The following is a 21,513-nucleotide window of genomic DNA, read 5'->3' as shown; positions in this document are numbered from 1 at the left end:
GCCCGCGCGGCGCGGCGCCCGCGCGGCGCGGCGCCCGCGCGGCGCGGCCGGGCGCGGCCGGCGGCGTGCCCGGTCCTCAGACCGGGGACGTCACCGCGGCCGCCGGGCGCGGCACCGCGTCGAGCAGCCGCCGGGTGTAGGGGTGGCGCGGCCGCGCGAAGAGCTCCGCGGTCGGTGCCGCCTCGACGATCCTCCCGCCGCGGACGACGGCGACGTCGTTGGCCACGCGGCGCACCACCGCCAGGTCGTGGCTGATGAGCAGCACCGCGACCCCCAGGTCGGCGCGCAGCCGCGCCAGCAGCTCGAGGACCCGCGCCTGCACGCGCACGTCGAGCGCGGACGTGGGCTCGTCGAGGACGAGCAGCCGTGGCTCGGGCGCGAGCGCCCGGGCGATGGCCACGCGCTGCCGCTGGCCGCCCGACAGCTCGCGCGGCAGGCGCCGGCCCAGCGCCGGATCCAGCCCCACCCGCTCCAGCAGCGCGTCGGCCCGCCGCGCCCGGGCGGCGCGGCCGCCGGGGCCGCCGGGCGGCAGGGCGCGGGCGACGGCCTCCCCCGCGCGCACGCGCGGGTCGAACGACAGCAGGGGGTCCTGGAAGACGGTCTGCACCGCGGCGGCGCGCGCGCGGCGCGCCGCGCGGCCGCGCGCCGCCGAGTCCACGCCCGCGAGGGTCACGACGCCGCCGTCCGCCCGCTCCAGGCCGACCACGATGCGGGCCAGCGTCGACTTGCCGGAGCCGGACTCGCCCACGACCGCGAGCGTGTGGCCGGCGCGCAGGTCCAGGTCGACGCCGTCGAGCGCGGCCCGGGCCCCGAAGCGGCGCCGCAGGCCCCGCACCCGCAGGACCGTCCCGGCCCCCTCCCCCGTCGGCGGCGCGTCCGGCACGGGGTCGGTCACGCGGGGCGTCGCGGCCACCAGCTCGCGCGTGTAGGCGGCCTGCGGCGCGGCGAACACGCGCCGCGCCGGCCCGGCCTCGACCACCCGGCCGGCCCGCAGGACGACGAGGCGGTCGCAGGTGGCGGCGGCCAGGTCGAGGTCGTGCGTGACGAGCACCGTTCCCAGGCCCCGCCGCACCCGCACCTGCTCCAGCGTGCGCAGCACCTCGGCCTGGGTGGTGACGTCGAGCGCCGTCGTGGGCTCGTCCGCCAGGAGCAGCCGCGGGTCGCCGAGGAGCGCGGCGGCGAGCACGACCCGCTGGAGCATCCCGCCCGAGAACGCGTGCGGACGCCGGCCCAGGCTGCCCTCCGGGTCGGGCAGCCCGACCTCGTCCAGCAGCGCGGCGGCCCGCGCCCGGGCGCCGTCGCGGTCGGTGCCGGTGGTCCGCGCCACCTCGGTCAGGAACCCGCCGACCGTGGCGAGCGGATCGATCGCGGCGCGGGGATCCTGCGGCACGAGCGCCACCCGCTCGCGACGGTGCCGGGCGAGCGCCGCCCGGTCGAGCGTCAGGACGTCCCGGCCGTCCACGCGCACGGCGCCGACGGCCCGCCAGCCGGCGGGCACGACGCCGAGCACCGTCCGCAGCAGCAGCGACTTGCCGGCACCGGACTCGCCGACGAGGCCGACCGTCTCGCCCTCCTCCACCCGCAGCGACGCGTCGTCGACGACCGGGCGGGCGTGCCGTCCGGGCGGCAGGAGCGTCAGCCCCTCGATCTCGAGCAGCGGCGCCATCAGTCCTCCTCCCGTCCGACGCGCGCGGCCAGGGCGTCCCCGAGGACGTTGACCGCCAGGACGACGGCGACCAGGGCGGCGGCGGGCACGAGCGCCGGCCAGGCGTCGCCCGCCTGCAGCGCGTCGAGCCCCTCGTGGATCATCGCGCCCCAGTCCGCGTCGGGCGGCTGCACGCCCAGGCCCAGGTACGACAGGCTCGCGAGGGCGACGAGCGCGATCCCGGCGTTCACCGCGGCGCGGGCGAGCAGCAGGCCGGCGACGTTCGGGAGCACGCCGCGCAGCGCGATCGCCAGGGGCCCCCAGCCCGTGGTGCGGTAGGCGTCGACGTACGGCCGGGCGACCTCCTCGATCGTCGCCGTGCGCACCTGGCGGGCGACGTACGGGGTCAGCCACAGCGCGATCGCGACGACCGGCCCGACGGCTCCCGGCCCCGTGCGCGCGACGACGACGAGGGCGAGCAGCACGCCGGGGAACGCCAGGGCCACCTCGAGCGCGCGGGACAGCGCGGCGTCCACGAGCCCGCGCCGCCACCCCGCCAGCAGGCCGACCGCCGTGCCCAGCGCGGTCGAGACGGCGACGATGACGAGCGGCGCCAGCAGGCTGGAGCGCGCGCCGTGCAGCAGCCGCGACAGGACGTCCCGCCCCTGCTGGTCGGCGCCGAGCGGATGGGTGCCGCTCGGGCCCGCCAGGCTCGCTCCCAGGTCGACGGCGTTGGGGTCGTGCGGCGCCAGCAGCGGGCCCAGCAGCGCGCCGAGCACGGCGACGAGCAGCACCGCCGTCGCCGCCACCGCCGCCGGGCCGGGCCGCGCGGGCCCCGCCCGGCCGACCGGGCCCGCCAGCACGACGTCCGGCGCGCTCACGCCCGCGCCCCCGTCCCGCGCCACGCCCGCGGATCCAGCCGCGCCTGCAGCAGGTCGGTGACGAGGGTGACGAGCACGAACCCGGTCACGACGACGAGCACGACGGCCTGCACGATCGGGGCGTCCTTCGCCTCGACGGCCTGCACGAGCAGCGAGCCGACGCCCGACAGCCCGAAGGCCGTCTCGACGATGACGGTGCCGGCCAGCATGGCGGCGACCTCGACCCCGCTCACGGTCACGACGGCGCCGAGCGCGCCGCGCAGCACGTGGTCGCGGACGACCCGGCGCTCGGGCACGCCGCGCCAGCGGGCGATCCGCACGTGCTCGGCGGCGGCGGACCGGCGGACGGCGGCCCGCGACACGCGCGCGACGATCCCGACGACGTGCAGGGCCAACGCGCAGGCCGGCAGGGCCAGGTGCCAGAGGCGGTCCGGCAGGCCCTCGCCGTCGCCGAAGACGGGGAACCAGCCCAGGCCGACCGCGAGGGCGGCCACGAGCGCCGTGGCGGCGACGAACGTCGGGACGGCGACCGCCGCGCTCGACGCCGCGACGACGAGCCGGTCGACCGGACCGGGCCGCAGGCCGGCGAGCAGGCCCAGCCCGACCCCGAGCCCCACCGCCAGGACCGCCGCCATCGCGACGAGCAGCAGCGTCGTCGGCAGCCGCTCCGCGACGAGCCCGCCGACGTCCTGCCGGAACTGCACGGAGCGCCCCAGATCGCCGTGCGCCAGGCCCCCGAGCCAGTCCAGGTAGCGGACCGGCAGCGGGTCGTCCAGGTGGAGCTCGGCGCGCAGGCGGGCCTGCGCCGCCGGCGTCAGGTCCGCGTTCGCGGCGTAGAGCGGGACCGGATCGCCGGTCGTCGCGTTCAGCGCGGCGAAGACGACGACGGACGCGACCAGGACGGTGGCCAGCCCCGCGGCGAGGCGGCCCAGCAGGCGGCGGCCGGTCATCGCTCGATCGGGACGCCGACGACGCTGCCCCACTCGGTCCACGAGCCGTCGTAGACCCGGACGTCCGGGATCCCGAGCAGCTCGTGCAGGGCGAACCACGCGAGCGACGCCCGGTGCCCGAGGCGGCAGTAGGCGACGACGGGGCCGGCGGCCGTCGCCCCCGCGTCCGCCGCGACCGTCCGCAGGCGCGCGGCGGGGAGGAAGCGCCCGCGGCCGTCGAGCAGCGCCCGGTGCGGCAGGTGGCGCGCCCCGGGGATGCGGCCCGCGCGCACGGCGCCGTGGTCGACGGGGAAGTCGGCCGGGGACACGCGCTCGCCGCGGTACTCCTCGGGCGAGCGGGCGTCGAGCAGCAGCGCGTCGGGGTCGCCGAGCAGGGTGCGGACGTCGTCCCGACCGGCGACCGCTCCGGCGGCACCCGCCCGCGGCTCCAGCGTCACGGGCCGGTCCGCGGCGCGGGGGTGCGCGGGCGGCGCGAGGGGGCGGCCCTCCGCGCGCCAGGCCTCGATCCCGCCGTCGAGCAGCAGCAGCCGCGGGTGCCCGGCCTGGGCGAGCGCCCAGAACGCGTACGCGCCGAACTGCACCGGGTCGCCGGCAAGGACGAGCACGTCGTCCCCGCCCGCGCCGAGCGCGGCCAGCCGGTCGGCCAGGGCGTCGGGCGCGGCGAGCGCGCGGGCCCGCTCGTCCCACAGCAGCGCCTGCCAGCCCGCGCGGGCCGCGCCCGGGATGCCGGTCGTCGGCGGCGCGTCGTCGGCGACCACCTCGAGCACGACGGTGCCGGGCTGGCCGAGCCGCGCCTGCAGGCGGGCCGGATCGAGCAGCCGGGGCCCGGCGGCCGTCACCGGGCGTCCTTCCCCGAGCCGACGAGCGCCGCCCACGGGTAGCCCGACCGGGGCGCCTGCGTGACCGGCACGCCGGTCAGGCCGTCCTTCAGGAACGCGCGGGTCGTCGGCTCGACGAGCGGGATCCACGGCAGCTCGCGCGACAGGATGGACTGCGCGCGGACGAGCAGGTCGGCGCGCGCGGCGGGATCTGCCGTCTCGCGGGCCCGGGCGACGAGGCGGTCGTACGCGGCGTCCTTCCAGCCGCCGACGTTCTGCGAGGCGCCCGACGTCAGGCCGGTGAACTCCTCCGTCGGGTCGCTCGTCTGCTGCACCTGCGGCCAGATGCCCAGGTCGTAGCCCTCGCGCGCCTTCGGGTTGAACCAGATCGCCACGGCCTTCGCGAACGGCTGCGGGCGCAGGGCGACGTCCAGGCCGATCTCCTTGCCCGCCGCCTGCACCGCGGTCGCCACCGTGGGGAACAGCTGGAACGTCGTGTGGTAGGTCAGGACGATCCGCTTGCCCGTCGCGCCGGCCGCCTGCACGAGCCGCTTGGCCTGCGCGACGTCGTGGTCCAGCGGCGGGGCCTGCGCCCAGCGCGCCTTGCCGTCCGGCACGAGCGCCTGCCACAGGCCGAGCGCCGCCTGGCCGCGGCCGACGGTGCCCACGCCGCCCCACGCGGCCGTGTTCAGGCCCGGGCGGTCGAGAGCGAGCGAGAGCGCGCGCCGGACCCGCGGGTCGCGCAGGGCGCTGCGGTCGTTCAGCGGCACGAGCTGGTACGCGTTGACGCCGGGGTGCAGCACGAGCCGGCCGGCGGTCGAGCGCGTCAGGGTGCGGTACGCCGAGCCGTCGATCTCGAACGACCCGTCGACGGCGCCGGAGCGCAGGGCGTTGATCCGCGCGCTGGCGTCGGGCAGGAAGTCGACCCGCACGCGGGCGGCCCGCGGTCGCAGCCGGGCGTCCCAGTAGCCGGGAGCGCGCTCCAGCTCGATCGCCTGGCCCTGGCGCCACGCGGCGAAGCGGTACGGCCCGGTGCCGTCGATCCCGACCGACGGCGAGCCGTAGTCGCGCCCGGCCTTCCGCAGGAAGCTCGCGCTCTCGATGGCGCCCGCGGTCGTGGCGAGGTAGCCGTCGAAGAGGACGTCGGGCCGCGCCAGGCGCACCGTCACCTGGTGCGGGCCCGTGGCGCGGACGCTGCGGACGCTGCGGAAGGCGCTGGACCAGATCGACCCGGCGTCGCCGTCCGCCGCCCGGCGCAGGCTGGCGACGACGTCCTCCGGCCCGAAGGCGTCGCCGTCGTGGAAGCGGACGCCGCGGCGCAGCGTGAAGACGCGGGTGCGGGGATCGGGCGTGTCGACGCGCTCGGCGAGCGCGGGCTCGATCCGGCCGTTCGGCGCGGCGCGCACGAGCGTCTCGAGGACGTTCGTGACGGTCTGCGTCAACGCCGAGTCGCTCGAGAGGACCGGGTCGAGGGTGCCGGGCTCCGCCTGGACCGCCCAGTGCAGCGCGGGGACGTCGGCGGTGGCGACCGGCAGCGCCTTCGGGAAGAGCGCGTCGTCGGACGGGTCGAGGGCGGTGGTGGTCCCGCCGCCGCTCCCGCCGCAGGCGGCGAGGACCGCGCTGCTGGCGAGCGCGAGCGGGACGAGGACGGCGGTGCGGCGGGCTGGACGGAGCATCGTGGGCGGAGCGTCGCAACGGCGGTCGGCGGTCTCCATCGCATCCCCGCACGCCGGCCGGAAGGGATCGTTTCGGCCGGCGTGCGGGCCGCGGTCACCAGGCGACCGGCAGCTCCGCGGGACGGCGCAGGACGGTGCCGTGGTCCCAGCGCAGGCCGGCGGGATCGGCGTCCAGGCGCAGCCCCGGCAGCCGGCGGGCGAGCGCGGTGAGGGTGGTGGTGATCTCGCGCCGGGCGTACGCGGCGCCCATGCAGTGGTGCATGCCGTAGCCGAACTGCAGGTGGCGCTTCGGCGGCCGGTCGGGGTCGATGACGAGCGGGCCGGCGAACACGTCGGGGTCGCGGTTGGCCGCGAACGCGTCCGCGTAGACGACGGCCCCCGTCGGCACGGTGCCGAACGACAGCGGCACGTCCCGGGTGGCGACGCGCGGGAACGCGGACGTCGTCCCGAGCGGCAGCACCCGCGTCAGCTCCTCGACCAGCCCGGGCACGACGTCGGGGTCGTCGACGATCCGGGCGTACAGGCTGGGCGCCGCCAGCACGGCGTAGACCGCCTTCGTCAGCACCGTAAGGACGTTCTGGTCCCCGCCCATGAGGACGGCGAGCAGGATGCCGACCAGCTCGGCGTCCGAGAGCGGCGGGTCGCTGCGCTCGCGATCGGCCTTGAACCGGCCGATGAGCCCGTCCGGCGTGTGCGGCCGCCGGCCCGCCACCAGGTCGGCCATGTAGTCGTACACCGCGTAGAAGCGGTCCAGCAGCAGCGGCACGTCCTCCGCGGACGCGATCTGCACCTCGCGCGTCAGCGGCCGGAAGAACGCGCGATCCTCGAGCGGGATCCCCAGCACCGCGCAGTTGATCCGCGCCGGGATCTCGTCGAGGACCGTGGCGAACAGGTCGGGCGGGCCGTCGCCGGCGACGAGCGCGTCGATCCGCTCCTCCACCGTCGCCTCGATCAGCGGCGCGATCCGCGAGACGCCCTTCGCGCTGAAGTCGCGCGTGACCACCCGCCGCATCCGCGCGTGGTCCGGCGCGTCGATGTTGAGCAGGAACTCCTTCGGCGTGACGGTGGGCAGGAAGCTCGGGCCGTCATCGACGTTGCAGACGCTGCGCGAGAAGGTGCTGTCGCCCAGGACGGCGTGGACGTCGGCGAACCGCGTCAGGTGCACGGCCTCGTGGCCGCTCGGCAGCGCGATCGTCGGCCGCCCGTCGCGCAGGCCGAGGTCGCGGTAGACGGGCGGGGTGTCCAGGTGCGGGATCGACGCGATGGCGACGGGCGCGGAGGCGGTGGTGCTCATCGCGCCGCCCCCGTGCCGGCCGGCGCGCGCGTCGGCAGCCCCACGAGCCGCTCGAGCTCGCGGGCCGTCGCCGCCGGGTCCTCGTGGCGCACGGCGTGCCACCCGGACGCCCGGGCGGCCGCGACGTTCTCGGCCAGGTCGTCGACGAGCAGGTTGGCCTGGGGCGGCAGGCCGGCGTGCTCGGCGGCGAGCGCGAAGATCTCGGGATCGGGCTTGCGCACGCCGACGCGGCTCGAGTCGATCACCGCCTCGACGACGTCGTCGACGTCGGCGACCGCGCGCCAGTGCGGATCCCACTCCGTGACGTTGTTCGTCAGGACCCCGACCCGGAACCCGTGCGCCCGCGCGCGCAGGAGCAGGTCCCGCACGGGGGCGGTGGCCCGCTCGCCGGCGAACCACTGCGCCCCGAACCGCTCGAGGTCGGCGCGGGACAGGTCCAGGTCCGGGCGCGCCCGCCGGATGGCGCCGGCGATCGCCCGCCCCCACTCCGGCTCGGTGACGAGGCCCAGCTCGATCGGCGCCAGCACCGGCAGCCCGAACGGCTCGGCCGCGGCGGTCATGCCCGCCCACAGCGTCTCCCGGTCGATCCCGGTCTTGCGCTCGTAGCTCGCGAACAGCTCGGCGAGCGGCGGCGAGAGGACGCCGCCGAAGTCGAACCAGAGCATCCGCACGCCCGGGGCGGCGGGGGCCGGGGCGCTCATCGGGCCAGCCCCCCGTCGGCCTGGACGGGCGCGCCGTCCGGGGCGCCGCCGAGCCGGCACGCCGTGGCGAGCTCGACGTCGGCGGTGGCGATCGGCACGCCGTCCTGCGTCACCTCCAGGCTCGTGGCGGCCACGGGCCCCGCGGGGCCGTCGCGCAGCGCCGGCGGCCGCACGTGCAGCGCCGTCGGCAGCTCGAACTCGCCGAAGCGGGTGAACGTCACGCGGGCGCGGGACAGCGCCAGGCGGGACGGGGACAGCCCCAGGTGCTCGTGCGCCGCGACGACCGCCGCCTGGCGCACCGCCTCGAAGAGCAGCATCCCGGGGATGTGGTCGAGCTCGTGGTCGAAGAGCGCCGGGTGCGCGCGGTCGACGATGACGCGGGCGTGCAGGCCGTCCGGGGACGGCCGGCTCTCGGCGAGCACGACGTTGCCCGGCAGCGTCCGGCCGACCTCGTTCGGGTGGACGGGCCGCGTCGGGTCCGGGGCGTGGTCCGGCCCCAGCCGCAGCGCGGCGCGGCCGCGGGCGCGCAGGGCGTCCCAGGCCGCCGGCGGCATCCAGCGGATCGCCATCTCGAGCGCGAACGCGGGGCGCCCGTCGACCGACAGGACGAGCTCGTACGTCACCCCGTCTCGCTCGCCGCGGCGCAGGTGCTCGTCGACGACGGTGGCCTCGACGACCGCGTGCCCGGGATCCGGCCCGACGAGCAGCGCCTCGGGGTCGAGCACGCGGAAGTCGCCCGTGCCGAAGACGAACTTGTCGCGGGGCGCGACGCCGAGGAAGCGGTGCGCGACGAGGATCGTCGTCTGGCGGCAGACCTCGAGCAGCAGCAGCGGGTCGTAGCGGGCCGGGGTCAGCAGGCCGTCGCTGTAGAGGCTGTGGACGCGGGGCAGCTGCGCCGCGGTCAGGTAGCGCCGGGGCGCGAGCTCGGCCGCGTCGGTGAGGAAGACCTCGCAGACGGCGGCGCGGTGGACGAGGGCGCGCTCGACGGTGGTGTCGAACCGCAGGGCGGCGCGCGGGGACGGGGGTGGGACCAGCGAGGTCGTCATGGCGGACTCCTGTGGGGTGGGGTCGCGGCGGATGAAAGCGGCGGGGTCCGGCGCCGACCATCCGCTTTCGGCACGACCGCCGGAAGGAAGTCGCACGCCGCCCCGCTCGGCGGCCCGATCCCCCGTCCCCCACGGGCGTCGCGGCCGCCCCGCGCCCGCCGCCCGGCCGCCGCGGCCCGTTGCGGCGACCCGGCGGCCGGGATACCCCTTGGCGCGTCGTCCACCCCGTCCCCCGGAGCCCCACCGTGCCCGACGCCCTCTCCCTCCCTCCCGACCCCGCCGCCGCCCGCGCCCGACGCCTCGTGCTCGGCGCGATCCTGCTCGCCGTCCTCGTCGTGCCCATGTCGATCTCGGGCACCGCGGTCGCGCTGCCGCGGATCGGCGCGGACACCGGCGCCGACGTGGCCGCGCTGCAGTGGGTCGTCAACGCGTTCAACGTGACGTTCGCGGCCTTCACCCTGGCGTGGGGCGCGGCGGCCGACGTCGTGGGGCGCCGGCGGGCGTTCGCGGCCGGCGCGGCGATCTACGCCGGCGCGTCCGTGCTGAGCGCCCTCGCCCGGGAGGTCCTGCTGCTCGACGTCGCCCGCGCGCTGGCCGGGATCGGCGCCGCGGCGATCTTCTCCTGCGGCAGCGCGATCCTGGCGTCGCTGTTCTCCGGGCCCGAGCGGGTGCGGGCGTTCGCGCTGTTCGGCACCGTGGCCGGGCTGGGCCTGGGCGTCGGGCCGACCGCGTCGGGCCTGCTCGTCGACGGCCCGGGCTGGCCGGCCATCTTCGCCCTCCACGCCCTCGCCCTCGGCGTGGTCCTGCTGGCCGTGCCGCTCGTCCCGGCCGACCGCGGCGGCGCGCGGGCCGGCGCCACGATCGACGTGCCCGGCACCGCCGCGTTCGTGGTCGCGCTGCTCGCGCTCACCATGGCGATCGCGCAGGCGTCGCAGTGGGGCTGGACGAGCCCCGGCGTGCTGCTGCTGACGGCGCTCGCCGCCGTCGTCCTGGCCGTCTTCGTGGCCCTCGAGCGGCGCCGCGCGCACCCGATGCTCGAGCTCGACCTGCTGCGCGACCGGCGCCTGCTCGGGCTGTGCCTGGTGCCGGTGGCCGGCGCCGTCGGCTTCGTCACCCTCCTGACGTTCCTGCCGAGCTACCTGACCGCCGCGCGCGGCGCGTCGAGCGGGGCCGCCGGCCTGACGATGCTTCTGCTGACCGTCCCGGTCCTGGTCTGCCCCGTCCTGGCCGGCCGGCTCGTGGGCCGCGGCGCGTCGCCGGACGCGGTCATCCTCGCCAGCCTGGTCGCGCTCGTGGCCGGCACCGCGTCGCTCACCGTGATCGGGCCGGACGTGCCCCTGGGGGTCGTCGTGGTCCCGATGCTGCTCGTCGGCGCCGGGATGGGCCTGGGCGCGGGGCTCGTCGACGGGCAGGCGCTCGAGCGGGTGGCGCCCGAGAAGGCGGGGATGGCCGCCGGGCTGCTCAACACCCTGCGGCTGGGCGGCGAGGCCGTCGCGGTCGCGGTCTACGGCGCGCTGCTGGCGACGTTCCTGCGCGGCGCGCTCGACGACGACCTGGGGCGCTTCGGGATCGCGGGCGCTCGCGCCGACGGCCTCGTGGAGACGGTCGCGTCCGGCGACGCCGCCGCGCCCGCCCGCCTGGCGCCCCCGGCCCTGCGCGAGGAGCTGGCGGGCACGCTCGCCGCGGGCTACGACACCGCCTTCCACGAGGTCCTCTGGGTGCTGACCGGCATCGGGCTGGTCCTCGCGCTCGTGATCTGGTGGCTCGTGCGCCGCCCGGCGCCGGCGGCCGAGGCCGCCGGCGTGCCCGACGGCGCCTGCGAGGCGGCGTGAGCGCCCCGCGGACCCTCCGCACGGACGTCGCGATCGTCGGCGGCGGGCCCGTCGGGATGCTGCTGGCGGCCGAGCTGGCCGTGCGCGGGGTCGACGTGCTGGTGCTCGAGCGCCACGCGGCCACGCGCGACGAGCCGCGCGCCGGCACCCTGCACGCGCGGACGCTGCAAGGGCTGCGCCGGCGGGGCTGGCTCGGCGCCGCCGGCCCGGCGGCACCGCCCGCGGGGACGGTCGCCCGGGCGCCGTTCCACTTCGCCGGGCAGTGGACGCTCGACGTCGCGGCCCCGGCCGTCGAGGGACCGCCGATCCTGAACGTGCCGCAGGCCGCGCTCGAGCGCCGCTTCGAGGCGGCGGCCCGCGAGCACGGCGCGCGCGTGCTGCGGGGGCACGCCGTCCGCGCGATCGACCTCCGCGCCGACGGCGGGGCGCCCGGCGCGCGGCTGGCGGTGGACGGGCCGGCCGGCCCCGTGACCGTCGACGCACGGTGGCTGGCGGGGTGCGACGGCGCGCGCAGCGTCGTCCGCGACGCCGCCGGCATCGGCGGCCGCACGTGGCCCGCGACGGTCCGCGCGCTGCTGGGCCTGGTCCGGGTGCCGGCCGGCGCGCTGCCCGCCGGGTGGCACCGCACGCCGCGCGGATGGACCGTCAACAGCCCGCGAGCGCACGGGCGCAACCGGCTGATCACGTTCGAGTTCGACGGCCCCGATCCGCGTCGCCGGGCGCCGCTCGGCCTGGACGAGCTGCGGGCCACCGCCGCCCGCATCGCCGGCCACGACGTGCCGCTCGACGGTTTGGCGTTCGCCGGCCGCTTCTCCGACTTCTCCCGGCTGGCCGATCGCCTGGCGGCCGGACCGGTCGTGCTGGCCGGCGACGCCGCGCACGTGCACTTCCCCGTCGGCGGGCAGGGGCTGAACCTGGGCCTGCAGGACGCCCTCGCGCTCGGCTGGCGCCTGGCGGCGGTCCTGCACGGCGGCGCCGAGCCGAGCGCCCTGCTGGCGGACTTCGACGCCGAGCGGCGCGCCGCCGCCCGCGCCGTCATCGACCTGACGCGCGCGCAGCGATCGCTCATGGACCCGGCGGACGCGGCGGGTCCGCTCCGCGACGGGCTCGCGGCCATGCTGCGACTGGGCGACGTGCAGCGCGAGCTCGGGACGCTCGTGAGCGGCCAGGCCGTGCGCGCGGTCCGGCGGGCCGACGACCACGCGGCCGTCGGCGGCTTCCTGCCGGACGCCGCGGTCGACGGGCCGGACGGTCCCGCGACGATCGCGGGCCTGCTGCGCCGCGGACGGCCGCTGCTCGTGGACTGGACGGGGGCCCCCGCCGCGGCGCGGGCCGACGTCCTCCGCCCCTGGTCCTCGCGCCTGACGCGCGCGACCGGGCGCGCCGCGCTGCGCGGCGTCGGGCCGGCCCTGGTGCTCGTGCGTCCGGACGGCTACGTCGCCTGGGCCGCGGCGGGCGCCCGGGCGGACGACGCGGCGGTGGCCCGCGCGCTCGTCCGGTGGCTCGGACCGGCCCGCCGGACCGCCGCCCCGCCGGCGCGCGTCGTCGCGGCGGCGCGCTAGAGGTCGACGACGCGCAGTCCCGGCACCCGGTCCGCCAGGTGCGCGGCCAGGACGCTGCGGTGGCAGACCGCGGCGTCGTGCTCCAGGCACATGAGGGCGGTGGGCGGCGTCGCCGGGTCCGCCAGCTCGGCGGCGAGCGCGTCGAGGGCGTCGTGGTGCTCCTCCTCCACGTGCTGCTCGAAGCGCTCGTGGCCCGCGGCGATGCGGCCCTGGCGGTAGTCGATGCGGATGTCGGGCGGCGTGCCGAGCGCGCGGCGGTGCTCGTAGGCGATGCGGTGCTCGCCGAGCAGCAGGCCGAGCTTCGTCTTCGACATCCCGGCCCGCCGCGACTGCGGGCGGAAGCGCACGTCGATCAGGCGCCCCACGCCGGCGTCGACGAGCGTCGCGGCCAGCTCGTCTGGCAGCAGTCGCTCGTAGCCGATGGTCCAGAGCGTCGGGGACGGGGGCACCGGGACAGGCTCGCACGCGCGGGCCCCTAGCGTGTGGGGCATGTCGTCCGCGTCCCCGTCCGGTCCGCTGCTCGTCCTCGTCCCCCGCGGCGACGGCCCGGGGCGGCTGGCCGCCGTGCCGGGCGTGCGGGCGGTGCCGTACGACCCCGCCGACCCCGTGCCGCCCGCGGCGGGCCGCGACGCGGAGGCGGTCGTCGTCGACGGGTCGGACGTCCCCGCGACGCTCGAGCTGCTCGGCCGGCTGCCGCGCCTGCGCCTGGTGCAGACGCTGAGCGCCGGGTTCGACGCCTGGGAGGGCCGGGTGCCGGACGGCGTGGCGATCAGCAACGTGCGCGGCGCGCACGGCCGCGCGACGGCGGAGCTGGCCGTCGCGCTGCTGCTGGCCCACGTGCGGGAGCTGCCGCGGTTCGGCGCAGCGCAGGCCCGCGGCGCGTGGGCCCCGACGGTCACGGCGTCGCTCGCCGGCGCCCGCGTCCTGCTCCTCGGGGCCGGGGACCTGGCGCGTCACGCCGCCGCGATGCTCGCGCCGTTCGGGGCGCGGACGACGCTCGTGGGGCGCACGGCCCGCGACGGCGTCGTCGCCCTCGCCGACGTCGACGCGCTGCTGCCCGCGCAGGACGCCGTCGTCTGCGTGCTGCCCCTCAACGACGCGACCCGCGGCGTGATCGACGCGGCGTTCCTGGCCCGCCTGCGCGACGGCGCGATCGTCGTCAACGCCGGGCGCGGGCCGCTCGTCGACACGGACGCGCTGCTCGCCGAGCTGCGCGCGGGCCGGCTGCGCGCCGCGCTCGACGTCACCGACCCCGAGCCGCTGCCGGCCGGCCACCCGCTGTGGGACGCGCCCGGCCTGCTGGTGACCCCCCACGTCGGGGGCGACACGACGGGAGCCGAGGACCGCCAGTGGCGGGTGGCGGCGGAGGCCCTCGCCGCGTTCGCGCGCGGCGAGCGACCGGCGACCCTCGTCGCCGGCGACCTGCCGTAGGGCCGGGCCGGCCGTCGCCGACCCCAACCTTGACACAGCTGTGGCAAGGTTGGGGTCGGCGTTGGTACGCTTCGTGCATGGCCGAGCGCGATTACCTGGCAGCCGTCCGCGACCACGTCGTCGTCTTCGACGGGTCGATGGGCGCCCTGCTCGAGGACAAGAACCTCTCGCTCGAGAAGGACTACCAGCTGCCCGGGCGCGCCCACGAGGTCCTGGTCCTCAACCGCCCGGACGTCATCGAGGAGCTCCACACCACGATGCTCGACGCGGGCGCGATGGTGCTGGAGACCGACTCCTTCCAGGCGTCGCGGCTCAAGCTCGAGGAGTGGGGCCTGGCGGACCACACGCTCGAGATCAACCGGCGCGCCGCCGAGATCGCGCGCAAGGCCGCGGGCAACCACCGCTTCGTCGCCGGCTCGATCGGCCCGACGGGCTTCCTGCCCTCGTCCGACGACCCGACGCTGGGCAACATCCTCTTCCCCGACCTGGTCACGGTCTTCGAGGAGCAGGCGCGCGGCCTGATCGAGGGCGGCTCCGACCTGCTCATCATCGAGACCGCGCAGGACATCCTCGAGGTCAAGGCCGCGATCTTCGGCGCCCGCGAGGCGTTCAAGGCCACGGGCCGCAAGGTCCCGCTGCAGATCTCCGTCTCGCTGCTGCCCAACGGCGGCAAGATGCTCCTGGGCACCGACGTCGCGTCCGTCGTCACGACGCTCGAGGCGCTGAAGGTCGACGTCATCGGCCTGAACTGCTCCACGGGCCCCGAGGACATGCGCGACGCGATCCGCTACCTCGGCGAGAACGCGTCCGTCCCGGTCCACTGCATCCCGAACGCCGGCATCCCCCAGCAGGGCGTCAACGGCGAGACGGTGTTCCCCGAGAAGCCGCAGCCGCTCGCGGACGCGCTGGGCGAGTTCGTCGACCAGTACGGCGTCGCCGTCGTCGGCGGCTGCTGCGGCACGACCCCGGAGCACATCTCCGCGATCGCCGAGCGCGTGGCGAAGAAGCCCGCCGGCGCCACGGCCCACGCCGTGGGCACGACGCGTGAGCGCCGGATCCAGGTCTCGTCGATGATCGGCGCCGCCGACCTGGTGCAGGAGCCGCGCCCGACGATCGTCGGCGAGCGCGTCAACTCGCAGGGCTCGCGCAAGGCGAAGGAGCTGCTGCTCGCCGACGACTACGACGCGCTCGTCACGATCGCCGAGGGCCAGGTCGAGGGCGGCGCCCACGTCCTGGACGTCTGCGTCGCGCTGACGGAGCGGCAGGACGAGGCCGAGCAGATGCGGCAGGTCGTCAAGAAGATCTCGCTGACGCAGCCCGCGCCGATCCAGATCGACTCGACCGAGCCCGACGTCATCAAGGTCGCGCTGGAGCAGATCCCGGGCCGCGCGATCGTCAACTCGGTCAACCTCGAGGCCGGCCGCGACAAGATGGACCAGGTCGTCCCGCTGGCGCTGCAGCACGGCGCCGCGGTCATCGCCCTGACCATCGACGAGGTCGGGATGGGCAAGACGACGGAGCGCAAGCTCGAGATCGCCGAGCGCATCACGCAGGTCGCCTGCGACGAGCACGGGCTCGAGCGCGAGGCGCTGATCTTCGACCTGCTGACCTTCACGCTCACGACGGGCGACGAGGAGTGGCGCGACTCCGCGATCCAGACGATCGAGGCGATCCGCCAGATCAAGGACCGCATCCCGGGCGTGAAGACGTCGCTCGGCGTCTCCAACGTCTCGTTCGGCGTCGGCCTGGCGGCCCGCTCGGTCCTGAACTCGGTCTTCCTCTTCCACGCGGTCGAGGCGGGCCTGGACCTGGCGATGGTCAACCCGGCGCACATCATCCCGATGGGCGAGATCGACCCGGTCGAGCGCGAGCTGGCCGAGAACCTGGTCTGGAACCGCTCCGAGGACGCGCTCGAGAAGTTCATCAACCACTTCGAGAGCAAGGGCCCCGAGGCCGACGAGGGCCCCGCCGCGGACCCGACGGCCGAGATGGAGCCCGAGGAGGCGCTGCACTTCCGCATCCTCAAGCGCAAGAAGGACGGCGTCGAGGCCGACATCGACCGCGCGGTCGAGAAGCTCGGCGCGGTGCCGGTGCTCAACGAGGTGCTGCTGCCGGCGATGAAGGAGGTCGGCGACAAGTTCGGCGCCGGCGAGCTCATCCTCCCCTTCGTCCTGCAGTCCGCCGAGGTCATGAAGAAGGCCGTCGCGCAGCTCGAGAACTACCTCGAGCGCACCGCGGACTACACGAAGGGCACCGTCGTCCTGGCGACCGTCTTCGGCGACGTGCACGACATCGGCAAGTCGCTCGTCAACACGATCCTGACGAACAACGGCTACACGGTGGTCGACCTCGGCAAGCAGGTCCCCGTCGGCACGATCATCGACGCGGCCAAGGAGCACGACGCCACGGCCATCGGCCTGTCGGCCCTCCTCGTCTCGACGTCGAAGCAGATGCCGCTGGCGGTCCAGGAGCTGCACCGCGAGGGCCTGAAGTTCCCCGTCCTCGTCGGCGGCGCGGCGATCAACCGCAACTTCTCCTACCGCGCGCTGCACCCGAACGGCCTGGACGACGACGAGGTCTACGAGGGCGGCGTCTTCTACTGCAAGGACGCCTTCGAGGGCCTGGGCGTCATGGACCGCATGGTCGACCAGGGCGAGCACGCCCAGATGCTCGACGAGATCAAGGCGGGCGCGATCAAGCTGCGCAACGCCGCGAAGGAGGAGGAGGACCTGCCGCCGCTCGACGACACGTCGGTCCGCTCCCCCGTCCGCACGGACGCGCCGGTCCCCGAGCCGCCCTTTTGGGGCGTGCGCGAGGTGCCCGTCGACATGGACGAGCTGTACCACCACCTCGACACGCACGTCCTCTTCAAGCTCCACTGGGGCGGGCGCGGCATCAAGGGCGAGGCGTGGAAGAAGCTCATCGAGGGCGACCCGACCGACCCGGACGCCGAGGAGGGCTTCCGCCACCGCCTCGAGCGCATGTGGCGCGAGCAGACGTACCTGCACCCGCGGGCGCTCATCGGCTTCTTCCCCTGCTACGCCGACGGCAACGACATCGTCGTCCTGGACCCCGAGGACCGCACGACCGAGATCGAGCGCTTCGTGTCGCCGCGCCAGCAGAAGGGCGCGCGCATGTGCACGGCCGACTTCTTCCGCCCCGGCGTCAAGCAGGCGGACGGCACGGTCGCGCCGCCGGAGCAGCTCGACGTCGTCGCCGTGCAGGCGCTGACCGTCGGCGACGAGGTCACCGAGCTCATGGCGCAGCTCGAGAAGGACGGCGAGTACGCCGAGCAGCTGTTCGTCCACGGCCTGGGCGTGCAGACCGCCGAGGGCCTGTCCGAGTGGCTGCACTGGAAGGTGCGCGGCTGGTTCGGCATCCCCGCCACGCAGGGCCGCCGCCTGTCCTGGGGCTACCCGGCGATCCCGGACCAGTCCGAGCACGAGAAGGTCAAGTCGCTCCTCGACATCTCCCAGATCGGGATGGACCTGACCGACGGCTACTCCCCCACCCCGGAGCAGTCGACGCTGGCGATGATCGTCCACCACCCGCAGGCCGTCTACTACGGCATGCGCAACGGCCGCTTCATGGAGAACGGCACCCCGGACGACGTCATCAAGGACACGGAGCGCGACCCCACCCGCGTGGAGGCGTCCTTCGTCGAGGCCGAGGTCGACGAGCAGACGGAAGGCGTCCAGGACGACGGCGCGCCCGCCGCGGGCGACGTCCCCACGCCGGACGCCGCGCCGGCCGGCTGAGCCGCCGCGCCACGGCCTGCAGCACGCCGAGGCCGGCCCCGTGGGGCCGGCCTCGGTCGTTCGGGGACGGGTCACCCGGCCGTAGGGGCGGGCCGGCCACGCGGCCAGGCCCGCGGGCGTGGGACGGCGACGAGCGAGCGTCGGCCGCCGGGGCCCGCCCGTCGGGGCCCTCACTCGTCCCGCGGCGGGGTGCGTCCGTCGGCCCCCCCTCGCTCGCGCGGCGCCGGGCGTCAGCCCTCGTCGCCCGCGGCCACGGCCCGGCGCGCCGGCGACGGCGCGGTCTCCCCCGCCGCGGCGGCGCGGCGCCGGTCGCGGCGGTCCGCCAGCAGCGACGTGACGACGCCCGTGCCGAGGATCAGGGCGATGGCGGGCAGGCTGTACTCCGGGCCGATCTTGCCGAACAGCTCGCCGGCGAACATCTTCAGGCCGATGAAGACCAGCAGGGCCGCGAGCGCCGTCTTCAGGTAGCGCAGCCGCTCGACGAGGTCGGCGACGAGGAAGAACAGCGGCCGCAGGCCGAGCAGCGCGAACGCGTTGGCGGCGAAGACGACGAACGTGTCGTCCGTGATCGCCAGGATCGCCGGCACGGAGTCGACGGCGAAGACGACGTCGACGAGCGCGATGGCGACGAGGGCGGCGCCGGCGACCGTCAGCAGCGTGCGTCCGTCCTCGCGCACCACCAGCCGGCGGCCGGCGGGCTTCTCGCTCAGCGGCAGGCGGGCGCGCAGGCCGTCGACCATCTTCTGCTCGCCGTCGTGGTCGTCGCGGTGGCGGAACATGCGCCACCCCGTCCACACGAGGAAGGCGGCGAAGACGAAGCTCACCCAGCCGAACGTGTCGAGCACGGCGGCGCCCGCGACGATGAAGACGCCGCGCAGCACGAGCGCGCCGACGATGCCGTACGTCAGCAGGCGGTGGCGCTCGGCGACCGGCAGCGCGAACGCCGAGAAGACGAGCAGGAAGACGAAGACGTTGTCGAGCGACAGCGACTTCTCGACGAGGTAGCCGGCGAGGAACGCGTTGGCCTGCTCGCCGCCGCTCGTCAGCAGCAGGACGAGGAAGAACGCGAGGGAGACGCCGACCCAGGCGGCGCTGGCGATCGCGGCGGTGCGGACGGACATCTCGCCGCCGCGGCCGCGGACGAGCGCCAGGTCGACGATCAGCAGGACGACGAGGGCGGCGATCAGCGCCAGCCAGGGGCCGGCGTCGCCGAGGACGGTGGAGAGGACGGGCATGGGGCCTTTCGCGGGTCGTGGATACGGCTCGCGAAGGTCTCCCCGCCCCCGTCCGGGGGTGCGGACGCCGGGGGACGTGGGTCCCCGTATTGACGGCGTCCGCCGAGGGGTACTCCCCTTCGACCGGACGAAGGCTAGGCGGCGTCCCTCAAGGCCGACTCAACGACGCCTCCGGGGTTCCTGACGGCGGTCCGCGCCGTGCCCGCCCACGGTCGTGGCGCGCCCACCGGTGGCGCCTCGGGTCAGGGCAGGATCGACGGCGCCAGCCCGCCGTCGACGCGCAGCAGGCCGCCCGTGGTCGCCGACGCCTCGTCGGACGCGACGTACCGCACGATGCTCGCCACCTCGTGCGGCCGGATCAGCCGGCCGAGCAGCGACGTCGGGCGCTCCTCCGCCATGAACCGGCGCTCCGCCTCCTCGAGCGGCACGTCGGCACCGATGCGCTCGCGCAGGAAGTCCTCCACGCCGGGCGTCAGGGTGGAGCCGGGCATGACCGTGTTGACGGTGACGCCGCTGCCCTTCAGCTCCTGCGCCATCCCACGGGAGACGGCGACCTGGGCCGTCTTCGTCATCCCGTAGTGGACCATCTCGGTCGGCGGCATCACGGCGGACTCGCTCGCGACGAAGACGATCCGCCCCCAGCCCCGCTCCCGCATGCCGGGCGCGTACGCCCGCGCGAGCCGCACGCCGGACAGGACGTTGACCTCGAAGAAGCGGCGCCACTCGTCGTCGGGGATCTCGAAGACCGGCTGCGCGCCGAAGATGCCGAGGTTGTTGACGAGGACGTCGACCTGCGGCACCGCGGCGACCATCGCCGCGGCGCCCTCGGCCGTCGCGAGATCGGCCGCGACGGGCTCGACCGCGTCGTGCCCCGTCGCCTCGCGGATCCGCGCCGCGGCGTCGGCCGTGCGCTCCTCGTCGCGGCCGTTGACGATCACCCGAGCGCCGTCCCGGGCGAACGCCTCGGCGGTCGCGAAGCCGATGCCGGCGGTCGAGCCCGAGACGAGGACGGTGCGCACGCTGCTCATGCCGCCCACGCTAGCGCGGCGCCGCGCACGCCCGGAGGGGCGGCGGTGCCGGCCCGTGGGGCGCGCCGGCCCGGTCCGTCGCCCGCGGCCGAGGCCGCGGACGGCGGCGGAGCGACCGCCCGGCTCAGACGCCGTCCGGCCGCACCGCGACGGCGGCGCGTCCGCCGGCGGCCCAGGCGACGACCGGTCCGGCGGGCGTGTCGGACGCCAGCATGCTCGCCACCCACGCGTCCGGCGACAGCGCCCCGGGGCCCGCCGACGGCGTGGTCGCCGCGCCGGCGCGCCACGGGACGAACGGCGCCGGCGTCCGGGCGGACGCGACGCCCAGGACCGTCGGCGTGCCGGCCGCGTCGAGGAAGAGGCCGCCGAGCCCGCCGGCCGCCGCCTCGGCGCCGGGCAGCGCCGCGATCGCCGTCTGCGGAGCGCCCAGCCGGCCGGTCGGGCCGGTGCTCACGCGCACGCGCGAGTCGGCGAGCTGCGACCACGCCACCGCCCACCGCGAGCCGGCGTGGCGGACGAGCAGGCCGGTGCGGCCGTTCGACGCGCCGGCCGGGAGCCGGTCGACCCGGCGGGCGGCGTCCATCCGGCCCGAGACCCGCCCGAACCGCGCCCGGACGGCGTCGCCCGACAGGCTCCCCTCGCTGACGGTCTGCTGGGTCCACGCCACGAGCACGCGCCCGTCCGGGCGCGCGTCGAGGGCGATGTCCCACACGCCGAACAGCCCCGCGTCCGTGGCCGTCCCCCGCCCGGGCGCGCCGGTGCGACCGATCGCGCGCGTCCGCAGCGTGTCGCGCGACCCCGTGCCGCGCTGCCCGGCGTGGGCGTAGGCGACGAGCGCCCGGCCGTCCCGCGCGCGGACGATCGGCACCGGCCCCTCCCCCGCGACGCTGCTCGCGCTGCTCCCGTACGCCTCGCCCGTGGCCGGGGAGACGCGCCGGACCCGGCCCAGGCCGCCCTTCGGCGTCCAGCGGGCGACGGCGATCTCGGCCCGGATCCCTCCGCGCCGCACCCGGTGGAGCACGACGAGCGCGTCGCGACGGCCGCCGACCGCCGACTCCACCGCGTAGCCGCGCACGCCCCGGGCCCGCGTCAGCCCCGACGCGCCCCCGCCGTCGCCGTCGGCCGTGCGCCAGACCGGCTGCAGCGTGCCGTCCTCCGCGTCGCCGCGCGTGCCGAACGCGACGAGCCGGTCGCCGACGCGGACCGGCAGGGCGGCACCGTAGCCGGGGCCGTCCGCGTCGCTCGCCGCCTCGCCCAAGGGCGGGATGGTGAACGCGGCCGGCGGGACGGTGGCCGCGTCAGCGCCGACGCGCACGCCGTGCAGGGCGGTGTCGGCGGTGCGGCCGACGACGAGCGCCGGGTGGGCGCCCTGCGCGGGCACGACGCCGAGCAGCCTGGACGCGTCGAGCGGCACGACGGGGCCGGCCGCGGAGGCGGCGGCGGGCAGCAGCGCGGCGCCGGCGAGGGCCGCGGCGGACACGGCGGCCGCGCGGCGGGGACGGGGACGGGACATGGGACTCCTTCGGGGAACCGCGCGCCGCCACGTACGGCGCGTCGCAGCGAAGAACACCGGCAATGTCGGAACGATGCGGCGTCCGGTGGGCGGCGCCCCACCGCGGCGCGACCGCCGGTCTCCCGGTGCGCCGAGGGACGCCG

Annotated in this window: 16 protein-coding genes; 4 read left to right on the top strand and 12 right to left on the bottom strand. The window is 77.0% G+C overall.

Features of this window, described 5'->3' with window-relative positions; genetic code table 11:
* Positions 1 to 76: 76 nt before the first annotated feature.
* The 8 genes from J3P29_RS06150 to J3P29_RS06115 form a co-directional block, all read right to left on the bottom strand.
* Positions 77 to 1,666 (bottom strand): ABC transporter ATP-binding protein, encoded by a 1,590-nt coding sequence (locus tag J3P29_RS06150; protein ID WP_210492150.1) that lies wholly within the window; start codon positions 1,664 to 1,666, stop codon positions 77 to 79.
* Positions 1,666 to 2,526, bottom strand: coding sequence for an ABC transporter permease (locus J3P29_RS19730; protein ID WP_210492149.1), 861 nt, complete (start codon positions 2,524 to 2,526; stop codon positions 1,666 to 1,668). Before J3P29_RS19730 ends, J3P29_RS06150 begins: the two co-directional genes overlap by 1 nt.
* Positions 2,523 to 3,476 (bottom strand): ABC transporter permease, encoded by a 954-nt coding sequence (locus tag J3P29_RS06140; RefSeq protein WP_210492148.1) that lies wholly within the window; start codon positions 3,474 to 3,476, stop codon positions 2,523 to 2,525. Before J3P29_RS06140 ends, J3P29_RS19730 begins: the two co-directional genes overlap by 4 nt.
* Positions 3,473 to 4,315 carry a rhodanese-like domain-containing protein gene (locus J3P29_RS20680; protein ID WP_210492147.1) on the bottom strand — a complete coding sequence of 281 codons (843 nt, stop codon included), beginning with the start codon at positions 4,313 to 4,315 and terminating at the stop codon, positions 3,473 to 3,475. The genes J3P29_RS06140 and J3P29_RS20680 overlap by 4 nt, the downstream gene beginning before the upstream one ends.
* A complete protein-coding gene (locus J3P29_RS06130) occupies positions 4,312 to 5,970 on the bottom strand; it encodes an ABC transporter substrate-binding protein (protein WP_210492146.1) in 1,659 nt (552 codons plus the stop codon). The genes J3P29_RS20680 and J3P29_RS06130 overlap by 4 nt, the downstream gene beginning before the upstream one ends.
* Before the next feature lie 94 nt (positions 5,971 to 6,064).
* Positions 6,065 to 7,264 carry a cytochrome P450 gene (locus J3P29_RS06125; protein WP_210492145.1) on the bottom strand — a complete coding sequence of 400 codons (1,200 nt, stop codon included), beginning with the start codon at positions 7,262 to 7,264 and terminating at the stop codon, positions 6,065 to 6,067.
* Positions 7,261 to 7,965: an HAD family phosphatase gene (locus J3P29_RS06120; RefSeq protein ID WP_210492144.1), complete on the bottom strand. Its 705-nt coding sequence runs from the start codon at positions 7,963 to 7,965 to the stop codon at positions 7,261 to 7,263. Before J3P29_RS06120 ends, J3P29_RS06125 begins: the two co-directional genes overlap by 4 nt.
* On the bottom strand, positions 7,962 to 9,011 hold the full coding sequence (locus J3P29_RS06115; RefSeq protein WP_210492143.1) for a ScbA/BarX family gamma-butyrolactone biosynthesis protein: 1,050 nt from the start codon (positions 9,009 to 9,011) through the stop codon (positions 7,962 to 7,964). Before J3P29_RS06115 ends, J3P29_RS06120 begins: the two co-directional genes overlap by 4 nt.
* Before the next feature lie 245 nt (positions 9,012 to 9,256).
* On the opposite strand from J3P29_RS06115, the gene J3P29_RS06110 reads away from it, so the two are divergent.
* Together J3P29_RS06110 and J3P29_RS06105 are read left to right on the top strand one after the other, a co-directional pair.
* The gene (locus J3P29_RS06110) at positions 9,257 to 10,843 is read left to right on the top strand and encodes an MFS transporter (protein WP_210492142.1); all 1,587 of its coding nucleotides are present in this window, start codon (positions 9,257 to 9,259) and stop codon (positions 10,841 to 10,843) included.
* Positions 10,840 to 12,405 (top strand): FAD-dependent monooxygenase, encoded by a 1,566-nt coding sequence (locus J3P29_RS06105; RefSeq protein WP_210492141.1) that lies wholly within the window; start codon positions 10,840 to 10,842, stop codon positions 12,403 to 12,405. The genes J3P29_RS06110 and J3P29_RS06105 overlap by 4 nt, the downstream gene beginning before the upstream one ends.
* Here the strand turns inward: J3P29_RS06105 and J3P29_RS06100 are convergent.
* Complete coding sequence (locus J3P29_RS06100) at positions 12,402 to 12,854, bottom strand: DUF488 domain-containing protein (protein WP_210492140.1); 453 nt, start codon at positions 12,852 to 12,854, stop codon at positions 12,402 to 12,404. The two genes, J3P29_RS06105 and J3P29_RS06100, sit on opposite strands and share 4 nt — an antisense overlap.
* 40 nt (positions 12,855 to 12,894) lie before the next feature.
* On the opposite strand from J3P29_RS06100, the gene J3P29_RS06095 reads away from it, so the two are divergent.
* Both J3P29_RS06095 and J3P29_RS06090 read left to right on the top strand, forming a co-directional pair.
* A complete protein-coding gene (locus J3P29_RS06095) occupies positions 12,895 to 13,836 on the top strand; it encodes an NAD(P)-dependent oxidoreductase (protein WP_210492139.1) in 942 nt (313 codons plus the stop codon).
* A gap of 77 nt (positions 13,837 to 13,913) precedes the next feature.
* On the top strand, positions 13,914 to 17,594 hold the full coding sequence (locus J3P29_RS06090; RefSeq protein ID WP_210492138.1) for a homocysteine S-methyltransferase family protein: 3,681 nt from the start codon (positions 13,914 to 13,916) through the stop codon (positions 17,592 to 17,594).
* Positions 17,595 to 17,824: 230 nt separating this feature from the next.
* Here J3P29_RS06090 and J3P29_RS06085 read toward each other — a convergent pair whose 3' ends face one another.
* From J3P29_RS06085 to J3P29_RS06075, 3 genes are all read right to left on the bottom strand, one after another.
* On the bottom strand, positions 17,825 to 18,829 hold the full coding sequence (locus J3P29_RS06085) for a TerC/Alx family metal homeostasis membrane protein (RefSeq protein ID WP_210492137.1): 1,005 nt from the start codon (positions 18,827 to 18,829) through the stop codon (positions 17,825 to 17,827).
* A gap of 242 nt (positions 18,830 to 19,071) precedes the next feature.
* On the bottom strand, positions 19,072 to 19,857 hold the full coding sequence (locus J3P29_RS06080) for an SDR family oxidoreductase (protein ID WP_210492136.1): 786 nt from the start codon (positions 19,855 to 19,857) through the stop codon (positions 19,072 to 19,074).
* Between the two features lie 124 nt (positions 19,858 to 19,981).
* Positions 19,982 to 21,370 (bottom strand): hypothetical protein, encoded by a 1,389-nt coding sequence (locus J3P29_RS06075; RefSeq protein WP_210492135.1) that lies wholly within the window; start codon positions 21,368 to 21,370, stop codon positions 19,982 to 19,984.
* Positions 21,371 to 21,513: the final 143 nt, after the last annotated feature.

Origin of the sequence: Patulibacter sp. SYSU D01012 (genome assembly GCF_017916475.1) — a bacterium.
Classification (GTDB): domain Bacteria; phylum Actinomycetota; class Thermoleophilia; order Solirubrobacterales; family Solirubrobacteraceae; genus Patulibacter.
Note: the sequence above shows the minus strand (reverse complement) of the source record. Positions and strands in the feature narration are given on the sequence as shown.